General features: G+C 66.7%; 15 protein-coding genes. 5 read left to right on the top strand and 10 right to left on the bottom strand.

The window, feature by feature from the left end:
• Positions 1–214 precede the first annotated feature (214 nt).
• Positions 215–2,332, bottom strand: coding sequence for an excinuclease ABC subunit UvrB (gene uvrB / locus AC3A6R_RS02710; protein ID WP_487863706.1), 2,118 nt, complete (start codon positions 2,330–2,332; stop codon positions 215–217).
• A 103-nt stretch (positions 2,333–2,435) separates the two neighbouring features.
• Here uvrB and AC3A6R_RS02705 point away from each other — a divergent pair, with 103 nt between their 5' ends.
• The 3 genes from AC3A6R_RS02705 (at position 2,436) to AC3A6R_RS02695 (ending at position 5,813) form a co-directional block, all read left to right on the top strand.
• On the top strand, positions 2,436–3,632 hold the full coding sequence (locus AC3A6R_RS02705; RefSeq protein WP_487863705.1) for an amino acid aminotransferase: 1,197 nt from the start codon (positions 2,436–2,438) through the stop codon (positions 3,630–3,632).
• Between the two features lie 151 nt (positions 3,633–3,783).
• A complete protein-coding gene (locus AC3A6R_RS02700; RefSeq protein WP_487858773.1) occupies positions 3,784–5,184 on the top strand; it encodes a polyhydroxyalkanoate depolymerase in 1,401 nt (466 codons plus the stop codon).
• On the top strand, positions 5,181–5,813 hold the full coding sequence (locus AC3A6R_RS02695) for an RnfABCDGE type electron transport complex subunit B (RefSeq protein ID WP_487863704.1): 633 nt from the start codon (positions 5,181–5,183) through the stop codon (positions 5,811–5,813). Before AC3A6R_RS02700 ends, AC3A6R_RS02695 begins: the two co-directional genes overlap by 4 nt.
• Before the next feature lie 21 nt (positions 5,814–5,834).
• Here AC3A6R_RS02695 and AC3A6R_RS02690 read toward each other — a convergent pair whose 3' ends face one another.
• Entirely contained in the window at positions 5,835–6,752 is a 918-nt protein-coding gene (locus AC3A6R_RS02690) for an EamA family transporter (protein WP_487863703.1), read from the bottom strand.
• Positions 6,753–6,863: 111 nt separating this feature from the next.
• Between AC3A6R_RS02690 and AC3A6R_RS02685 the strand changes: the two genes are divergently transcribed.
• On the top strand, positions 6,864–7,361 hold the full coding sequence (locus AC3A6R_RS02685) for an Lrp/AsnC family transcriptional regulator (RefSeq protein WP_487858770.1): 498 nt from the start codon (positions 6,864–6,866) through the stop codon (positions 7,359–7,361).
• Here the strand turns inward: AC3A6R_RS02685 and AC3A6R_RS02680 are convergent.
• The 7 genes from AC3A6R_RS02680 to scpA are packed head-to-tail and all read right to left on the bottom strand — an operon-like array spanning position 7,351 to position 16,215.
• Complete coding sequence (locus AC3A6R_RS02680) at positions 7,351–7,839, bottom strand: VOC family protein (RefSeq protein WP_487858769.1); 489 nt, start codon at positions 7,837–7,839, stop codon at positions 7,351–7,353. The two genes, AC3A6R_RS02685 and AC3A6R_RS02680, sit on opposite strands and share 11 nt — an antisense overlap.
• The gene (gene bioB / locus AC3A6R_RS02675; protein ID WP_487858768.1) at positions 7,836–8,855 is read right to left on the bottom strand and encodes a biotin synthase BioB; all 1,020 of its coding nucleotides are present in this window, start codon (positions 8,853–8,855) and stop codon (positions 7,836–7,838) included. The genes AC3A6R_RS02680 and bioB overlap by 4 nt, the downstream gene beginning before the upstream one ends.
• Entirely contained in the window at positions 8,855–10,903 is a 2,049-nt protein-coding gene (gene accC, locus AC3A6R_RS02670) for an acetyl-CoA carboxylase biotin carboxylase subunit (protein ID WP_487863702.1), read from the bottom strand. The genes bioB and accC overlap by 1 nt, the downstream gene beginning before the upstream one ends.
• Before the next feature lie 20 nt (positions 10,904–10,923).
• Positions 10,924–12,468 (bottom strand): acyl-CoA carboxylase subunit beta, encoded by a 1,545-nt coding sequence (locus AC3A6R_RS02665; RefSeq protein ID WP_487858766.1) that lies wholly within the window; start codon positions 12,466–12,468, stop codon positions 10,924–10,926.
• A gap of 44 nt (positions 12,469–12,512) precedes the next feature.
• Positions 12,513–13,586, bottom strand: a complete 1,074-nt coding sequence (gene meaB / locus AC3A6R_RS02660) for a methylmalonyl Co-A mutase-associated GTPase MeaB (RefSeq protein WP_487863701.1) — start codon at positions 13,584–13,586, stop codon at positions 12,513–12,515.
• Positions 13,556–14,029, bottom strand: coding sequence for a GNAT family N-acetyltransferase (locus tag AC3A6R_RS02655; RefSeq protein ID WP_487858764.1), 474 nt, complete (start codon positions 14,027–14,029; stop codon positions 13,556–13,558). The genes meaB and AC3A6R_RS02655 overlap by 31 nt, the downstream gene beginning before the upstream one ends.
• Before the next feature lie 23 nt (positions 14,030–14,052).
• Complete coding sequence (scpA, locus tag AC3A6R_RS02650) at positions 14,053–16,215, bottom strand: methylmalonyl-CoA mutase (protein ID WP_487863700.1); 2,163 nt, start codon at positions 16,213–16,215, stop codon at positions 14,053–14,055.
• A gap of 130 nt (positions 16,216–16,345) precedes the next feature.
• Here scpA and AC3A6R_RS02645 point away from each other — a divergent pair, with 130 nt between their 5' ends.
• Positions 16,346–16,993: a GntR family transcriptional regulator gene (locus AC3A6R_RS02645; protein ID WP_487858762.1), complete on the top strand. Its 648-nt coding sequence runs from the start codon at positions 16,346–16,348 to the stop codon at positions 16,991–16,993.
• Positions 16,994–17,101: 108 nt separating this feature from the next.
• Here the strand turns inward: AC3A6R_RS02645 and dusA are convergent, their stop codons facing one another.
• Positions 17,102–18,097 carry a tRNA dihydrouridine(20/20a) synthase DusA gene (gene dusA, locus AC3A6R_RS02640; RefSeq protein WP_487863699.1) on the bottom strand — a complete coding sequence of 332 codons (996 nt, stop codon included), beginning with the start codon at positions 18,095–18,097 and terminating at the stop codon, positions 17,102–17,104.
• Positions 18,098–18,186 lie beyond the last annotated feature (89 nt).

Raw genomic sequence — 18,186 nt, 5'->3', positions numbered from 1 at the left:
CTTACCGTTGAAATGACACCTTGGCCCTGGACCGCGGTGACTTCGTCTCCGCCCTGCCCGACCCCTGGCGCTGGTGAACCAGCCAGTGGGATCGAACCTTCATCGCGAAGTTTCTTATTTGTTGTTGAGTATTTCACTCAAGTATAGCAGATGTCCCCGAGTTCTGCTCGGGTAAACCCCATCGGGCCGCGATGCGGAGTAGACGGGCGCGCGCTCAGACCGGCAGAACGGCGATGTTGTCGCCGCCGGCGGCGCCGAATGCCTGCTCCCGCAGCAGCGCGAGCTGGTCGCGCACCCGGGCTGCCTTCTCGAACTCGAGGTTGCGGGCGTGTTCCATCATGAGCTTCTCGAGCCGCTTGATCTCGCGGGCGATGTCCTTCTCGCTCATGTCCTCGACCTTGGCGCGCTCCAGGTCGAGCTTGGCCGCTTCCTTGCCGCTCTTCTCGCTGTAGACACCGTCGATCAGGTCGCGCACCTGCTTGTTGATGCTGCGCGGCGTGATGCCGTTGGCCTCGTTGTGGATGATCTGGCGGGCGCGGCGGCGCTCGGTCTCACCGATGGCCTTCTTCATCGACTCGGTCATCCGGTCGGCGTAGAGGATGGCCTTGCCGTTCAGGTTGCGGGCGGCGCGCCCGATGGTCTGGATCAGCGAGCGCTCGGCGCGCAGGAAGCCTTCCTTGTCGGCGTCGAGGATCGCCACCAGCGACACCTCGGGAATGTCGAGCCCTTCGCGCAGCAGGTTGATGCCCACCAGCACGTCGAAGGTGCCCAGGCGCAGGTCGCGCAGAATCTCGACGCGCTCCACGGTGTCGATGTCGCTGTGCAGGTAGCGCACCTTCACGCCGTTGTCGCCCAGGTAGTCGGTCAGCTGCTCGGCCATGCGCTTGGTGAGGGTGGTGATCAGCACGCGCTCGTGCTTCTCGACCCGGATGCGGATCTCGCCCAGCACGTCGTCCACCTGGTGCGTGGCCGGGCGCACCTCCACCTCGGGGTCGATCAGGCCGGTGGGCCGCACCAGCTGCTCGACCACGTTACCGGCGTGCTGCTTCTCGTAGTCGGCCGGCGTTGCCGAGACGAAGACGCACTGGCGAACGCGGGCCTCGAATTCCTCGAGCTTCAGCGGCCGGTTGTCGAGCGCGCTCGGCAGCCGGAAGCCGTACTCGACCAGCGTGGTCTTGCGCGCCCGGTCGCCGTTGTACATGCCGCCGAGCTGCCCGACCATCTGGTGACTCTCGTCGAGGAACATCAGCGCGTCCTTCGGCAGGTAATCGGTGAGCGTGGCCGGCGGCTGGCCCGGCGCGGCGCCCGAGAGATGGCGCGTGTAGTTCTCGATGCCCTTGCAGTGGCCGATCTCGGCCAGCATCTCGAGGTCGAACCGGGTGCGCTGCTCGAGGCGCTGCGCCTCGACCAGCTTGCCCTGGGAAACGAACTCCTTGAGCCGCTCGGCCAGTTCGATCTTGATGGTCTCTACCGCGCCCAGCACCTTGTCGCGCGGGGTCACGTAGTGGCTCGACGGATAGACCGTGAAGCGCGGAATCTTCTGGCGGATGCGCCCGGTGAGCGGATCGAACAGCTGCAGCGTCTCGATCTCGTCGTCGAACAGCTCGATGCGGATCGCGAGCTCGCTGTGCTCGGCCGGAAACACGTCGATCGTGTCCCCGCGCACGCGGAAGGTGCCGCGCGAGAAATCCTGCTCGTTGCGCGTGTACTGCATGCGGATCAGCCGGCCGATCACGTCGCGCTGCCCGATCTTGTCACCCACGCGCATGATGAAGCGCATCTGGGTGTAGTCCTCGGGCGTGCCGATGCCGTAGATGGCGCTCACCGTGGCCACGATGACAGTGTCGCGCCGCTCCAGCACGCTCTTGGTGGCCGACAGCCGCATCTGCTCGATGTGCTCGTTGATCGACGAGTCCTTCTCGATGAACAGGTCGCGCTGCGGCACGTAGGCCTCGGGTTGGTAGTAGTCGTAGTAGCTTACGAAGTACTCGACGGCGTTTTTCGGGAAGAACTCGCGGAATTCGCTGTAGAGCTGCGCCGCCAGCGTCTTGTTGGGCGCGAAGACGATCGCGGGGCGGCCCAGCTGTGCGATCACGTTGGCCATCGTGAAGGTCTTGCCTGAGCCCGTGACGCCCAGCAACGTCTGAAAGACCTCGCCGTCGCGCACGCCCTGCACCAGCCCTTCGATCGCCTTCGGCTGGTCGCCGGCCGGCGGGTACGGCTGGTACAGCTCGAACGGCGAGTCCGGAAAGCGGACGAATTCGCCCTGCGGAGCGGGACCGATCGGGTCGAGCTTCTTCAGGTCTGCTACGGCTTCGTTGATCTCTGGCATGGCTGTTTCCGACAGGTGGCGTGTGGCCGGTAAAATTCAAGGCAACCGGCAAGCTTAAACCTCCTCCGGTTGCAGCGCAGCTTTCACCCCAAAGGACCTTTCCATGTCTATGTTCACCGCGGTCGAAATGGCACCGCGCGACCCGATCCTCGGCCTCAACGAGCAATACGCAGCCGACACCAACCCCCACAAGGTCAACCTCGGCGTCGGCGTCTACTACGACGACAACGGCAAGCTGCCCCTGCTGCAGTGCGTGCAGGCCGCCGAACAGGACATGATGAAGGCGCCTTCGGCCCGCGGCTACCTGCCGATCGACGGCATCGCGGCCTACGACAACGCGGTCAAGGGCCTGGTCTTCGGGCCCGACAGCGAGCCCGTGCAGTCGGGCCGCGTCGCCACCATCCAGGCCATCGGCGGCACCGGCGGCCTGAAGGTCGGGGCCGACTTCCTCAAGAAGCTCAACCCCGCAGCCAAGGTGCTGATCAGCGACCCGAGCTGGGAAAACCACCGCGCGCTCTTCACCCAGGCCGGCTTCCAGGTCGAAAGCTATCCCTATTACGACGCGGCCAAGCGCGGCGTCGATTTCGATGGCATGCTGGCCGCGCTCCAGGCCGCACCGGCCGGCACGGTCGTGGTGCTGCACGCCTGCTGCCACAACCCCACCGGCTACGACATCACCCCGGCCCAGTGGGACCAGGTCGTCGCCGCGGTCAAGGCCAAGGGCCTGGTGCCCTTCCTCGACATGGCCTACCAGGGCTTCGGCTATGGCCTGAAGGAAGACGGCGCCGCCGTGGCCAAGTTCGTCGAGGCCGGCCTGACCTTCTTCGTCTCGACCTCGTTCTCGAAGAGCTTCAGCCTCTACGGCGAGCGCGTCGGCGCGCTGTCGGTACTGTGCGAGAGCAAGGAAGAAGCTGGCCGCGTGCTCTCGCAGCTCAAGATCGCGATCCGCACCAACTACAGCAACCCGCCGATCCACGGCGGCGCCGTGGTGGCCGCGGTGCTCGGCAACCCCGAGCTGCGCACGCTCTGGGAAAAAGAGCTCGGCGAGATGCGCGTGCGCATCAAGGCCATGCGCCAGAAGCTGGTCGAGGGCCTCAAGGCCGCCGGCGTGAAGGAAGACATGAGCTTCATCACCACCCAGATCGGCATGTTCAGCTACTCGGGCCTCAGCAAGGACCAGATGGTGCGCCTGCGCAGCGAATTCGGCGTCTACGGCACCGACACCGGCCGCATGTGCGTGGCAGCCCTCAACAGCAAGAACATCGACTACGTCTGTGCGTCGATCGCCAAAGTCATCTGACGATCGAAACGAGAACTTTATTGTTCATGTAAAGTTCTCCACATTTCGGGCCAAAACGACCCTGCCTTCAGGGTCGGCCTAGGGTTCGCCCCCTGCAGCGCGCTCCGTGGACTGATATATTGCACTGCAACATTTTCTTTCCGGGACCACGATGCTGTATCAACTCTACGAAGCCCAGCGCTCCCTGATGGAGCCGTTTGCCGATTTCGCGCAGGCGGCGTCCAAGCTCTACGGCCATGGCGCCGTGTACGGCCAGCTGCCGATGGCGCAACGCATGGCAGCCGGCTACGACCTGCTCTACCGCCTGGGCAAGGACTACGAGAAGCCCGAGTTCAACATCAAGAGCGTCAAGGTCGACGGCGAAGAGGTCGTGATCCAGGAAGCCATCGAGCTCGACAAGCCCTTCTGCGAGCTGCGCCGGTTCAAGCGCTTCACCGACGAGCCGCACATCCTCAAGACGCTCAAGAGCCAGCCCGTGGTGCTGATCGTGGCGCCGCTGTCGGGCCACTACGCCACGCTGCTGCGCGACACCGTCCGCACCATGCTGCAAGCGCACAAGGTCTACGTCACCGACTGGAAGAACGCACGCCTGGTGCCGCTCTCCGAAGGCGAATTCCACCTCGACGACTACATCAACTACGTGCAGGAGTTCATCCGCCGACTGCAGGCCGAATACGGCAACTGCCACGTGGTGAGCGTGTGCCAGCCGACGGTGCCGGTGCTCGCGGCGGTGTCGCTGATGGCCAGCCGCGGCGAGCCGCTGCCGCTCACCACGACGATGATGGGCGGGCCCATCGACGCGCGCAAGTCGCCCACCGCGGTGAACAACCTCGCGATGAACAAGAGCTACGAGTGGTTCGAGAACAACGTGATCTACCGCGTGCCGCACGGCTTTCCGGGTGAAGGCCGCCGTGTGTACCCCGGCTTCCTGCAGCACACGGGCTTCGTGGCGATGAACCCCGACCGCCACGCCACCAGCCATTACGACTACTTCAAGAACCTTATCAAGGGCGACGACACGAGCGCAGAGGCCCATCGCAAGTTCTATGACGAGTACAACGCGGTGCTCGACATGGACGCCGACTATTACCTCGAGACCATCCGCACCGTGTTCCAGGAGTTCGACCTGGTGAACGGCACCTGGGACGTGCGCAACCCCAAGGGCGTGCTCGAGCGCGTGCGGCCGCAGGACATCCGCTCGACCGCGCTGCTCACGGTCGAGGGCGAACTCGACGACATCTCCGGCTCGGGCCAGACCGAGGCCGCGCACAGCCTGTGCACCGGCATCGCCGACGCGAAGCGCGAGCACTACGAAGTCAAGGGCGCGGGCCACTACGGCATCTTCAGCGGCCGCCGCTGGCGCGATCTGGTCTATCCGCGGATGGCCAAGTTCATCGCGGCGCACGACGAGCCGCAGCGCCGCGCCGGCGCACGCGAAACCCTGCCTGCCGAAGACCGGGTCAAGCCCGCCCGCAAGACGACCGTCGCGGCCGCCGCCAAAAAACCCGTGACGGCCGCTGCCGCCAGGAAGCCTGCGGCCCGCAGGAAGTGAACGCGCCGGCCGCACGCATCCACCAGGCACTGCCGCAGACGCAGTGCACACGGTGCGGCTATGCCGATTGCGCCGGCTATGCGCAGGCCGTGGCCGAAGGCGAAGCAGGCATCAACCAGTGCCCGCCCGGCGGCGCCGAAGGCATTGCGAGGCTGGCGCGGCTCACCGGCCGCGAGGTGCAGCCGCTCGACGCGCAGTTCGGCACCGAAGGCCCGCGCAGCATGGCGGTCATCGACGAAGCCTGGTGCATCGGCTGCACGCTCTGCCTCGATGCCTGCCCGACCGACGCCATCCTGGGCATCCACAAGCGCATGCACACCGTGATCGAGGCGCACTGCACGGGTTGCGAACTCTGCATTCCGGTGTGCCCGGTCGACTGCATCTCGCTCGAGGTCGAAACGGCCGGGCGCAGCGGCTGGGCCGCGTGGTCCGAGGCCCAAGCCGAAGCGGCGCTGCAGCGCTACCAGCGGCACGGCACGCATCGCCGGCTCGCCAAGCGCATCGACGAGCCGTCGCCTACCCCTGCCGAGCCGCAGGCCGCCGACACGCGCAAGCGCTCCATCGTCGAGGCCGCGCTGGCGCGCGCCCGCGCTGCCTCGCTGCTGCGCCCACCCACGGCCAAGCCTTGAGCGACTTGTTGGGAGCGGGGGTCAGCGCTTCTTCGGGCGCTTGAACAGCAGCAGCAACACGCCCGCGAGCACCACGCCCACCGCGTACCACTCGAAGCGCGTGACCGTCTCGTTCGCGATCCACACGCCGAGCAGCATCGCGATCACCGGCGTCACGAAGGTATAGCTCGAGGCCAGCGCCGCCGGCGCCCTGGCGAGCAGCACCATGTAGGCGTTGAACGCGATCAGCGAACCGAAGACCACCAGGTACAGCCACGCGCCGACCGCGAGCGGATCGAACGGCCAGGCCAGGCGCTCGCCGGCAGCGGCCGCCAGCGCCATCAGCACCACGCCGCCGCAGATCATTTCGCTCGCGAAACCCATCGCGCCCGGCGCGAGCGGCAGGCTGCGCTGGCTCAGCACGCTGCCCATCGACCAGCACACGCAGGCGATCGAGATCGCGGCCAACCCTGCAGGCGATGACTGGAAGCCGCTGCCCTGCGTCAGCATCAGCACGCCGACAAGTCCCACGGCAATGCCCGCTGCTTCCAGGCGCGTGGGCCGGATGCCCCAGACCAGGTTCAGCAGCGCGATCAGCAGCGGCACCACCGCGATGAAGGCCACCACCAACCCCGAGCCGATCGACACCTCGGCCACGGCCGTGCCGCCCATGCCGCCGCCGAGCATCAGCGCGCCCACCACGAAGGCATTTCGCCACTGCACGGGGGACGGCCAGGCGGCCGCGCGCCAACGCATCCAGGCGAGCAGCACCACGCCGGCGAACAGGAAGCGCGAGCCCATCTGGAGAAATGGCGGAAAGCTGACCAGCGCGTACTTGATTGCCAGGTAGGTCGATCCCCAGACCAGCCAGGTGGCGGCGAGGCAGAGCCAGAGGATCGGCGGCATGGTGCCGGCAGCGGACGCGGGCGCGGCTTGAGATGGGGAGGCGAGCGTGGGCATGGGGACGATGGTTGTGGCGGCGAATGCGCCATGGTATGAAAGCGGTTCGCGTTCAACCATGCCAATCTCATGGTTCTAGCGCCCTTCCCACCGTTGTTTTGAAGGACTTCCATGGATTCCGCCTTGAACCCCACGCTGGACGCCCACGACACGCGCATCCTGGCCGAACTACAGAAGGACGCGCGCCTCACGATGGCCGAACTCGGCCGCCGCGTGCATCTGAGCCAGCCGGCCGTGACCGAGCGCGTGAAGAAGCTCGAGGCCGCGGGTGTCATCAGCGGCTACCGCGCCACTGTCAATCTTTCCAAGCTGGGCTACGGCATCCGTGCGCTGATCCGCGTCGGCCGCGCCGAATACGACCGCGTGGTCCAGCTGATCCAGCAGACGCCCGAATGCGTGAATGCCTACAACGTAACCGGTGACGACAGCTGGATTCTCGAGATCGCGGTCATCGACGTGAGCCACCTCGACGCCGTGGTCACCAAGTTCTGCATCCTCACCGAGACCGCGACCTCGATCATCCTGAACCCGGCGCGCGAGCACCAGCCGATGCTGCCGCCGCACCGCTCGGACGTGAAGCCGCCGATCCGGAAGATCGTCAACGCGTAGCCGCGAGCGCGGCGAACGCCGCCACCACCTCGGGCGGCGCCTGCACCATCTCGATCAGCACGCCCTCGCCCGCGATCGGAAACTCCTCGTTCGCCTTCGGGTGCAGGAAGCAGATGTCGAAGCCCGCCGCACCCTTGCGGATGCCACCGGGCGCAAAGCGCACGCCCTGCGCGGTCAGCCACTCCACGGCCTTCGGCAGGTCGTCGATCCACAGGCCCACATGGTTGAGCGGCGTCGCATGCACCGCGGGTTTCTTCTCGGGGTCGAGCGGCTGCATCAGGTCGACCTCGACCTTGAACGGTCCGCTTCCCATCGCGCAGATGTCCTCGTCGACGTTCTCGCGCTCGCTGCGGAAGGTGCCGGTCACTTCGAGCCCGAGCATGTCGACCCAGAGCTTCTGCAGGCGCAGCTTATCGGGTCCGCCGATCGCGATCTGCTGGATGCCGAGCACCTTGAACGGGCGTTGTGTCGTTGTCATGCGTGCGGCTCCTGCGAGCGCGTCGCGTTGAGCCCCAGTTTTTTGAGCAGCACCGTGTCGGCCTCGACATCGGGGTTGCCGGTCACCAGCAGCTTGTCGCCGTAGAAGATCGAGTTGGCGCCCGCCATGAAGCACAGCGCCTGCACCGCATCGCCCATCTGCTGGCGGCCGGCCGACAGGCGCACGCGGGCGGTCGGCATGGTGATGCGCGCGACCGCGATCATGCGCACGAAGTCGAAGGGGTCGACCGGTTCCGAATCGGCCAGCGGCGTACCGGGCACGCGCACCAGGCTGTTGATCGGCACCGACTCCGGATACGGGTCGAGGTTGGCCAGTTGCGCGATCAGCCCCGCGCGGTGCACCGGCTGCTCGCCCATGCCCACGATGCCACCGCAGCACACGCTGATGCCCGCGCTGCGCACATGCGCCAGTGTGTCGAGCCGATCCTGGTAGGTGCGCGTGTCGACCACGTCGGTGTAGTACTCGGGCGCGGTGTCGAGGTTGTGGTTGTAGTAGTCGAGGCCCGCCGCCTTGAGCTGCTGCGCATGATGCGGCTCGAGCATGCCGAGCGTGGCGCAGGTCTGCATGCCCAGGCCCTTCACGGCCTCGACCAGCACGGCCACCTTCTCCACGTCGCGGTCCTTGGGCGCGCGCCAGGCCGCGCCCATGCAGAAGCGCGTGGCGCCCGCGTCCTTGGCGGCCTGCGCGGCGCGCAGCACCTCATCGACCTCCATCAGCTTTTGCGCCTTCACGCCGGTGTCGAACTCGGCCGATTGCGGGCAGTAGCCGCAGTTCTCGGGACAGCCGCCGGTCTTGACCGAGAGCAGCGTCGCGAGCTCGATGTCGCCTGCGGGAAAATGCGCACGGTGCACCGTCTGCGCCTCGAACAGCAGGTCCATCAGCGGCCTGTCGAGCAGCGCCTGAATGGCCTCGACCGTCCACGGGCCTTGCGGTGCCGCGGCCTTGGGCGCCGGGCGGTGCAGCTTGACCGGCTGCTGCAGATCGTTCGCACCCATCAGTTGAACTCCATGATGACCTGGTCGACCGCGAGCGACTCGCCCTTGTTCGCCGAGATCTTGCCGACCACACCGTCCTGCGTGGCGAACAGCACGTTCTCCATCTTCATGGCTTCGATCACCGCGAGCTTCTCACCCGCGCGTACCTGCTGGCCCGGCTGCACCGACACCTCGACCAGAAGCCCCGGCATCGGCGACATCAGGAACTTGCTCAAGTCCGGCGGCGCCTTGTAGGGCATCAGCGCGAGCAGGCGGGCGCCCAGCGGCGACAGCACCATGGCCTCGATCTGCTTGCCGTCGTGCGCCACGCGCAGCGCCAGCGGGCTGCGGCCGGCGCCGCGCTCGACCTGCGCGGTGAATGGCCGGTCGTTCACCGTGCCCTGCAGCCGGATCGCGCCGAGCGCGGAACCGCCGTCGATCTTGTAGGTCTTGCCGTCCACCGCCACCGCGCAGGCACCGGTCTTGCCGTGGAAGTCGGTCACCGACACCGGATGGTGCACATGCTGGCCCTCGGCCCCGAGCTCGACCACCACGAACTGCTCGCCCACCTTCACGCCGTGGCCTTCGAGCTGGCCGCTGATGCCCGAGGCGCGCGCGCGATAGCGGCGGTGCACATAGGCCGCCAGCGCCACCAGGAACGAGGAATCGGCATGCGCCACGTCCTCGGCATGGAAGCCCTGGCCGTAGTGTTCGGCGATGAAGCCGGTGTTGAAGTCGCCCGCCACGAACTTCGGATGCGCTAGCAGCGCCGCCTGGAACGGGATGTTGGTGCTGATGCCGCGGATCACGAAGCCGTTGAGCGCCTCGCGCATGCGTGCGATCGCATGGTTGCGGTCCTTGCCGTGCACGATGAGCTTGGCGATCATCGAGTCGTAGTACATCGGGATCTCGCCGCCGTCGTACACGCCGGTGTCAACGCGCACGCCGTTCAGGCGCTCGGTGTCGGCTGCGAACATCGTCTCGGGCGGCGGCTGGAACTTCACCAGCCGGCCGGTCGAAGGCAGGAAGTTGCGGAACGGGTCTTCGGCATTGATCCGGCACTCGATGGCCCAGCCATTGCGCTTCACGTCGTCCTGGCCGAGCGGCAACTTCTCGCCGGCCGCCACGCGGATCATCAGCTCGACCAGGTCGAGCCCGGTGATGCACTCGGTCACCGGATGCTCCACCTGCAGGCGCGTGTTCATCTCCAGGAAATAGAAGCTCTGGTCCTTGCCGACCACGAACTCCACCGTGCCCGCGCTCTGGTACTTCACCGCCTTGGCGAGCGCCACCGCCTGCGCGCCCATCGCGCGGCGCGTGGCCTCGCTGATGAAGGGCGACGGCGCCTCCTCGATCACCTTCTGGTGGCGCCGCTGGATCGAGCACTCGCGCTCGTTCAGGTAGATCACATTGCCGTGCGAGTCGCCCAGCACCTGGATCTCGATGTGGCGCGGCTCCTCGACGAATTTCTCGATGAACACTCGATCGTCGCCGAAGCTGTTGAGTGCCTCGTTGCGGCACGAAGTGAAGCCCTCGAAGGCCTCCTTGTCGTTCCACGCCACGCGCAGCCCCTTGCCGCCGCCGCCGGCCGAGGCCTTGATCATCACCGGGTAGCCGATGTCCTTGGCGATCTCGACCGCCCGCTCGGCTGTCTCGATCGCGTCGTTCCAGCCCGGGATGGTGTTGACCTTGGCCTCGTTCGCGAGCTTCTTCGAGGCGATCTTGTCGCCCATCGCCGCGATCGAATAGTGCTTCGGGCCGATGAAGGCGATGCCCTCTTCCTCGACCTTGCGCGCGAAGGCTTCGTTCTCCGACAGGAAGCCGTAGCCCGGGTGCACCGCTTCGGCGCCCGTGGCCTTGCAGGCGGCAATGATGCGGTCGGCCTGCAGATAGCTTTCGCGGCTCGGCGCGGCACCGATGTGCACGGCCTCGTCGGCCATCTCGACGTGGCGCGCTTCCTTGTCGGCGTCGGAATAGACGGCGACCGTGAGGATGCCCATCTTCTTGGCCGTCTGGATCACGCGGCAAGCGATCTCCCCGCGATTGGCAATCAGGATCTTCTTGAACATGTTCTTCTTCTCCGCAGCACTCACAAGGGGATGTTGCCGTGTTTGCGCCACGGGTTCTCGAGCTTCTTCTCGCGCAGCATCACGAGCGAGCGGCAGATGCGCTTGCGCGTCTCGTGCGGCAGGATCACGTCGTCGATGTAGCCGCGGGCACCTGCCACGTACGGATTGGCGAAGCGCGCCTTGTATTCGGCCTCGCGCGCAGCGAGCTTCGCGGGGTCGTTCTTGTCCTCGCGGAAGATGATCTCGACCGCGCCCTTGGCGCCCATCACCGCGATCTCGGCGCGCGGCCAGGCCAGGTTGACGTCGCCGCGCAGGTGCTTCGACGCCATCACGTCGTAGGCGCCGCCATAGGCCTTGCGCGTGATGACGGTGATCTTGGGCACCGTGCATTCGGCGTAGGCGTACAACAGCTTGGCACCGTGCTTGATGATGCCGCCGTACTCCTGGCCGGTGCCGGGCATGAAGCCGGGCACGTCGACAAAGGTGACCACCGGAATGTTGAAGGCATCGCAAAAGCGAACGAAACGCGCGGCCTTGATGCTCGACTTGATGTCGAGGCATCCGGCCAGCACCAGCGGCTGGTTCGCCACGATGCCGACGGTCTGGCCTTCCATGCGCGCGAAGCCGATCACGATGTTCTTCGCATAGTCGGGCTGCAGCTCGAAGAAGTCGCCGTCGTCGGCCACCTTGTGGATCAACTCCTTGATGTCGTACGGCTTGTTCGGGTTGTCGGGCACCAGCGTGTCGAGCGAATAGTCGGGCCGGTCGGCCGGGTCGCCCTGGCCATTGTTGCCCAGGCGCACCGGCGGCTTCTCGCGATTGTTGAGCGGCAGGTAGTTGTACAGGCGCCGCAGCATCATCAGCGCCTCGACGTCGTTCTCGAACGCCATGTCGGCCACGCCGCTGCGCGTGGTGTGGGTGATGGCGCCGCCGAGCTCCTCGGCCGTGACGCTCTCGTGCGTCACCGTCTTCACCACATCGGGGCCGGTGACGAACATGTAGCTCGAGTCCTTCACCATGAAGATGAAGTCGGTCATGGCGGGCGAGTACACCGCGCCGCCCGCGCACGGGCCCATGATCATGCTGATCTGCGGCACCACGCCCGAGGCCATCACGTTGCGCTGGAACACGTCGGCATAGCCGCCGAGCGAGGCCACGCCTTCCTGGATGCGCGCGCCGCCCGAGTCGTTGAGGCCGATGACCGGTGCCCCGACCTTCATGGCCTGGTCCATCACCTTGCAGATCTTCTCGGCGTGCGCTTCGCTGAGCGCGCCGCCGAAGACCGTGAAGTCCTGGCTGTAGACGAACACCAGGCGCCCGTTGATCATGCCGTAGCCGGTGACCACGCCGTCGCCCGGGATCTTCTGCTCGGCCATGCCGAAATCGACCGAGCGGTGCTCCACGAACATGTCCCATTCTTCGAAGGTGCCGTCGTCGAGCAGCAGTTCGATGCGCTCACGCGCGGTGAGCTTGCCCTTGGCATGCTGCGCGTCGATGCGCTTCTGCCCGCCGCCGAGACGCGCCTGGGCGCGGCGCTTTTCGAGTTGTTCGATCAGTTCTTGCATGTTGTGCTTCCGAAGCTGTGGTCCTGAATCTGTGGGTGGTGGCTTCATGCCTTGGCCGCAATGGCCGCGGCCGCGAGCAGCTGGCGCGCCGCGGTCGACGCGGGCAGCGCGCCCTCGGCCACCTGGCGCGTGAGCTGCGGCAGCAGCTCGCGCACTTGCGGATGCTGCCTGAAGGCCTGCTTGAGGCCCGCGTCGATGCGCTCCCACATCCACGCGGTGGCCTGTTTTTCGCGGCGCCTGGTGAGCTTGCCGTTGGACGTCTGCAGCGCCTTGAACTGCGTCACCGCGTCCCAGAAAGCGTCGACGCCGGTGTTCGCGAGCGCGCTGAGCTGCAGCACCCGGGGCAGCCAGAAGCGCACCTCGGCGCCGCTGTGCGCGTCGTGCGCCGCATGCGCGTGATCGGGATTGCCCTGGTGGCCGAAGAGCCGCAGCGCCGAAGTGATCTGCGCCTCGGCGCGCGTAGCAGCGTCGCGGTCGAGGTCGGCCTTGTTGATGACGACGAGGTCGGCGAGCTCCATCACGCCCTTCTTGATCGCCTGCAGGTCGTCGCCCGCATTGGGTAGCTGCATCAGCACGAACATGTCGGTCATGCCGGCCACCGCCGTCTCGCTCTGGCCCACGCCCACGGTCTCGACGATGACGATGTCGTAGCCCGCGGCCTCGCACACCAGCATGGCCTCGCGCGTCTTCTCGGCCACGCCGCCCAGCGTGCCGCTCGACGGGCTCGGCCGGATGAACGCGCGCTCGTGCACCGACAGCCGCTCCATGCGCGTCTTGTCGCCGAGGATGGAGCCGCCCGAGACAGTGGACGACGGATCGATCGTGAGTACCGCCACGCGGTGGCCGCGCTCGATCAGCAGCAGCCCGAGCGTCTCGATGAAGGTCGACTTGCCCACGCCCGGCACGCCCGAGATGCCGAGCCGGAACGACTGGCCGGTGCGCGGCAGCAGCGCCGTGAGCAGCGCGTCGGCCTCGGCGCGATGGTCCGCGCGGGTCGATTCGAGCAGCGTGATGGCCTTGGCGATGGCACGGCGCTGCGCCATGCCCTGTGGCGCGGCCAGCGCCCGGTCGAGCGCCTCGGCCGAGTTCAGCACGCCTCCCCCACTGCCGCGCGCCATCGGTAATGCAGGTCGAAGCCGTCCTCGGCCTCGAGCACGAAGCCGTGGCGCAGGTAGAAGCGGTTGGCATCGCTCTTCACAAGCGCGGTGAGCTTGATGTCTCGCTGCTGCGCGCGCGCCTCCGACTTGGCCCATTCGAGCACCCATTCGCCGATGCCCAGGTTCTGGAAGCCGGTGCGCAGGTAGAGGTGATCGAGGCGCAGCGCATCGCCGCCCTCGGGCTTGAGCGTGACGAAGCCGATGCGCTGGTCTGCGTCGAGCACGATGTGGTGCATGTACGGCACGACGAAGCCTGCCGAGAGCCGCTCGCGCGAACGCTCGGGATCGAAGCGCCCGACGCGCTCCAGGCTCGGGCGCATCGCATCGATGCGCAGGGCCAGCATGGCCTCGAAATCGCCGGAGTCCACCGGCTGCAGCGACAGCCGCGACAGGAGATCTTTCACGTTGCTTCCCACACGCGCCTGATTCAGGAAGACACCGCGGCGCGGATCTGCTCGAGCACGTCCTTCGCGCTGGCCGGGATCGGCGTGCCGGGGCCATAGATGCCCTTGACGCCCGCCTCGTACAGGAAGTCGTAGTCCTGCCTCGGGATCACGCCGCCGACGAACACGATGATGTCGTCGGCGCCCTGCTTTTTCAGCTCTTCGATGATCGCGGGCACCAGCGTCTTGTGCCCCGCCGCGAGCGTGCTCACGCCCACCGCGTGCACGTCGTTCTCGATCGCCTGGCGCGCGCACTCCTCGGGCGTCTGGAACAGCGGCCCCATGTCGACGTCGAAGCCCAGGTCGGCGAAGGCGGTAGCCACCACCTTGGCACCGCGGTCGTGGCCGTCCTGCCCGAGCTTGGAGATCATCACGCGCGGGCGGCGGCCCTGCGCTTCGGCAAAGGCGTCGATCTCGGTCTTGAGGGCTTCCCAGCCTTCGGCCGAGTCGTAGGCAGCAGCGTACACACCGGTCACCTTTTGCGTGTCGGCTCGATGGCGGCCGAATGATTTTTCGAGGGCGTCGGAGATCTCGCCCACCGTGGCGCGCAGGCGCACCGCGTCGATGCTCAGCGCGAGCAGGTTGCCGGTGCCGTTCTCGGCCGCCTCGGTCAGCGCGTCGAGCGCGGCCTGCACCTTGGCAGCATCGCGCAAGGCGCGGGTCTTCTGCAGCCGCGCCACCTGCTGCTCGCGCACCATCACGTTGTCGATCGACAGGCTGTCGATCGCATCTTCGGTCTTGAGCTTGTACTTGTTGACGCCCACGATCACGTCGCGGCCCGAGTCGATGCGCGCCTGCTTCTCGGCCGCCGCGGCCTCGATCTTGAGCTTGGCCCAGCCGCTGTCCACCGCCTTGGTCATGCCACCCATGGCCTCGACCTCCTCGATGATGGCCCAGGCCGCATCGGCCATGTCCTGCGTGAGCTTCTCCATCATGTAGCTGCCCGCCCAGGGGTCGATCACGTTCGTGATGTGCGTCTCTTCCTGGATGATGAGCTGCGTGTTGCGTGCGATGCGCGCGCTGAACTCCGTCGGCAGCGCGATCGCTTCGTCGAGCGCGTTGGTGTGCAGGCTCTGCGTGCCGCCGAACACCGCGGCCATGGCCTCGATGGTGGTGCGCACCACGTTGTTGTACGGGTCCTGCTCGGTCAGCGACCAGCCCGAGGTCTGGCAGTGCGTGCGCAGCATCAGGCTCTTGGGGTTCTTCGGGTTGAACTCCTTCATGATGCGGCACCACAAGAGGCGCGCCGCGCGCATCTTGGCCACCTCGAGGTAGAAGTTCATGCCGATGGCCCAGAAGAACGACAGCCGCCCGGCGAAGCCGTCGACGTCGAGGCCCTTTGCGAGCGCGGTCTTCACGTATTCCTTGCCGTCGGCCAGCGTGAAGGCCAGCTCCAGCGCCTGGTTGGCGCCAGCCTCCTGCATGTGGTAGCCGCTGATCGAGATCGAGTTGAACTTCGGCATCTTCTGGGCCGTGTACTCGATGATGTCGCCGATGATCCGCATGCTCGGCGCGGGCGGAAAGATGTAGGTGTTGCGGACCATGAACTCCTTGAGGATGTCGTTCTGAATGGTTCCGCTCAGCTGGTCCTGCGCGACGCCCTGCTCCTCGGCCGCCACCACATAGCCCGCCAGCACCGGCAGCACCGCGCCGTTCATCGTCATGGAGACGCTCACCTTGTCGAGCGGTATCTGGTCGAACAGGATCTTCATGTCCTCGACCGAATCGATCGCCACGCCGGCCTTGCCAACGTCGCCGGTCACACGCGGATGGTCGCTGTCGTAGCCGCGGTGCGTGGCCAGGTCGAAGGCCACGCTCACGCCCTGGCCGCCGGCAGCCAGCGCCTTGCGGTAGAAGGCATTCGATTCCTCGGCGGTCGAGAAGCCGGCGTATTGACGGATGGTCCACGGGCGCACCGCGTACATCGTGGCCTGCGGGCCGCGCAGGTACGGCTCGAAGCCCGGCAGCGTGTCGGCGTACTTCAGCCCCTTCAGGTCGGCGGCCGTGTAGAGCGGCTTCACGGTGATGCCGTCGGGCGTGAGCCAGTTCAGCGCGTTCAGGTCGCCGCCGGGCGCCGACTTGGCCGCGGCCTTGGCCCAGTCGTCGAGGGTTGCGGGCTTGAAAGTGGGTTCGGGTGTGCTGCTCATGAAGGGGCCGTGGTGCAGTGTCGTCTTGCAGGAATCGTCGCATGCGCCCGCACGGATTTGCAGGTCGGCCGCGAGTCTAACCGATCCGTAATTATTAATTCAAACCCAGTTTTGAGGTACATTCGCGCCCATGTCCGCCGTCACCCTCACCCCGCGCGCCCTCTATGAAGAGGTGGCCGAGCTGCTGCGCCAGCGGATCTTCCGCCGCGAGCTCGAGCCCGGCAGCTGGATCGACGAACTCAAGCTGGCCGACGAATACGGCATCAGCCGCACCCCCCTGCGCGAGGCGCTGAAAGTGCTCGCGGCCGAGGGCCTGGTGACGATGAAGGTGCGCCGCGGCGCCTACGTGACCGAGGTGTCGGAGCAGGACCTGGCGGACGTGTACCACCTGCTGTCGCTGCTCGAGAGCGACGCGGCGGGCGTGGTGGCCGAGCGCGCCAGCGCCGAGCAGCGCCAGGAACTCAAGGCGCTGCATGCCGAACTCGAGGCCGCCGCCGCGCCCGGCAAGGTCGACCGCGAACACTTCTTCGCGGTCAACGAGCGCTTCCACATGCGGCTGCTGGCGATTGCCAACAACAAGTGGCGCGACCAGATGGTGGCCGACCTCCGCAAGGTGATGAAGCTCAACCGCCACAACTCGCTGCTGAAGGCGGGGCGCATCGCCGAATCGCTGGCCGAGCACCGCGCGGTCATGGCGGCGATCGACACGCGCGACGCGACGGCGGCCATGGCGCGCATGCGCGAACACTTCGCGAACGGGCTGGAAGCCGCGAACTAGGCCCACCCCCGAAACGGCTCACTTCGTGTAGCCGTCTCCCCCTCAAGGGGGCAACACCGGTGGCCCGGCAAAGCCGGTTCCACGGTGTTCCTGGCATGACCTTGTCGGCTACGCGGCTTGGGCGACAGGCTCGTGCGCGAGCGCCATCACCTCGCGCGGCGGGCGCGTCTTGAGCTTGTGGTCGCTCCACACCTGCCGCCAGCGCCGCGCGCCGGGCAGGCCGTTGCGCAGGCCCAGCATGTGGCGTGCGATGGAATACCAGAGCGTGCCGTGTTCGGCCGCCTCGCGCTCCATGTAGTCGCACATCAGCGATTCCACGTCTTCTCGTGTGAGCGGCTGCGCTTGGGCGCCGTAGAACTCGGCATCCCATTCGGCCAGCCACCACGGGTTGTGGTACGCCTCACGCCCGATCATCGCGCCGTCGAGCAGCCGCAGGTGCTCGTGCACCTGTGCATTGGTCGTGAGGCCGCCGTTGACGGAAAAGTCGAGATGAGGAAACTCGTGTTTCAGCCGGTGCACGATCTCGTAGCGCAGCGGCGGGATCTCGCGGTTCTGCTTCGGGCTCAGGCCCTGGAGCCAGGCATTGCGCGCATGCACGATGAAGGTCTTGCAGCCGGCCTCGCTCACCGCGCCGACGAAGTCGCGCACGAATTCGTAGCGCTCGATCTTGTCGATGCCGATGCGGTGCTTGACCGTGATAGGCACATCCACCACGTCGACCATCGCCTTCACGCAGTCGGCCACCAGCTGCGGCTCGTTCATGAGGCAGGCGCCGAATGCTCCGCGCTGCACCCGCTCGCTCGGGCAGCCGCAATTGAGGTTGATCTCGTCGTAGCCCCACTCTTCGCCGAGCTTCGCGCAGTGCGCAAGGTCGGCCGGCTCGCTGCCGCCGAGCTGCAGCGCCACCGGATGCTCCGCGTCGTGGAAGCGCAGATGCCGCGGCACGTCGCCATGGATGAGCGCGCCGGTGGTCACCATCTCGGTGTAGAGCAGCGCATGGCGCGTCATGAGGCGGTGGAAGAACCGGCAATGGCGGTCCGTCCAGTCCATCATGGGTGCGATGGAGAGGGTTTTCTCTTTCAGATTCAAGGACTTGTCGTTCATACGCGGGCGCTGGCTCGGGCCGGTAGTTTCTCACGCGATGGTTTTCCGCACTGCACAACGACGAGTTTGGGGCGCGTTGCGGACGCGGA

This window comes from Variovorax sp. Soil_C_19 (assembly GCF_057657255.1).
The sequence above is the reverse complement of the archived record's forward strand: the minus strand, read 5'-3'. Positions and strand labels throughout refer to the sequence as shown.

Coding starts and splice junctions, on each gene's coding strand:
- uvrB (WP_487863706.1), bottom strand. CDS start 2,332: ATGCCAGAGATCAACGAAGCCGTAGCAGACCTGAAGAAGCTCGACCCG.
- AC3A6R_RS02705 (WP_487863705.1), top strand. CDS start 2,436: ATGTCTATGTTCACCGCGGTCGAAATGGCACCGCGCGACCCGATCCTC.
- AC3A6R_RS02700 (WP_487858773.1), top strand. CDS start 3,784: ATGCTGTATCAACTCTACGAAGCCCAGCGCTCCCTGATGGAGCCGTTT.
- AC3A6R_RS02690 (WP_487863703.1), bottom strand. CDS start 6,752: ATGCCCACGCTCGCCTCCCCATCTCAAGCCGCGCCCGCGTCCGCTGCC.
- AC3A6R_RS02685 (WP_487858770.1), top strand. CDS start 6,864: ATGGATTCCGCCTTGAACCCCACGCTGGACGCCCACGACACGCGCATC.
- AC3A6R_RS02680 (WP_487858769.1), bottom strand. CDS start 7,839: ATGACAACGACACAACGCCCGTTCAAGGTGCTCGGCATCCAGCAGATC.
- bioB (WP_487858768.1), bottom strand. CDS start 8,855: ATGGGTGCGAACGATCTGCAGCAGCCGGTCAAGCTGCACCGCCCGGCG.
- accC (WP_487863702.1), bottom strand. CDS start 10,903: ATGTTCAAGAAGATCCTGATTGCCAATCGCGGGGAGATCGCTTGCCGC.
- AC3A6R_RS02665 (WP_487858766.1), bottom strand. CDS start 12,468: ATGCAAGAACTGATCGAACAACTCGAAAAGCGCCGCGCCCAGGCGCGT.
- meaB (WP_487863701.1), bottom strand. CDS start 13,586: ATGGCGCGCGGCAGTGGGGGAGGCGTGCTGAACTCGGCCGAGGCGCTC.
- scpA (WP_487863700.1), bottom strand. CDS start 16,215: ATGAGCAGCACACCCGAACCCACTTTCAAGCCCGCAACCCTCGACGAC.
- AC3A6R_RS02645 (WP_487858762.1), top strand. CDS start 16,346: ATGTCCGCCGTCACCCTCACCCCGCGCGCCCTCTATGAAGAGGTGGCC.
- dusA (WP_487863699.1), bottom strand. CDS start 18,097: ATGAACGACAAGTCCTTGAATCTGAAAGAGAAAACCCTCTCCATCGCA.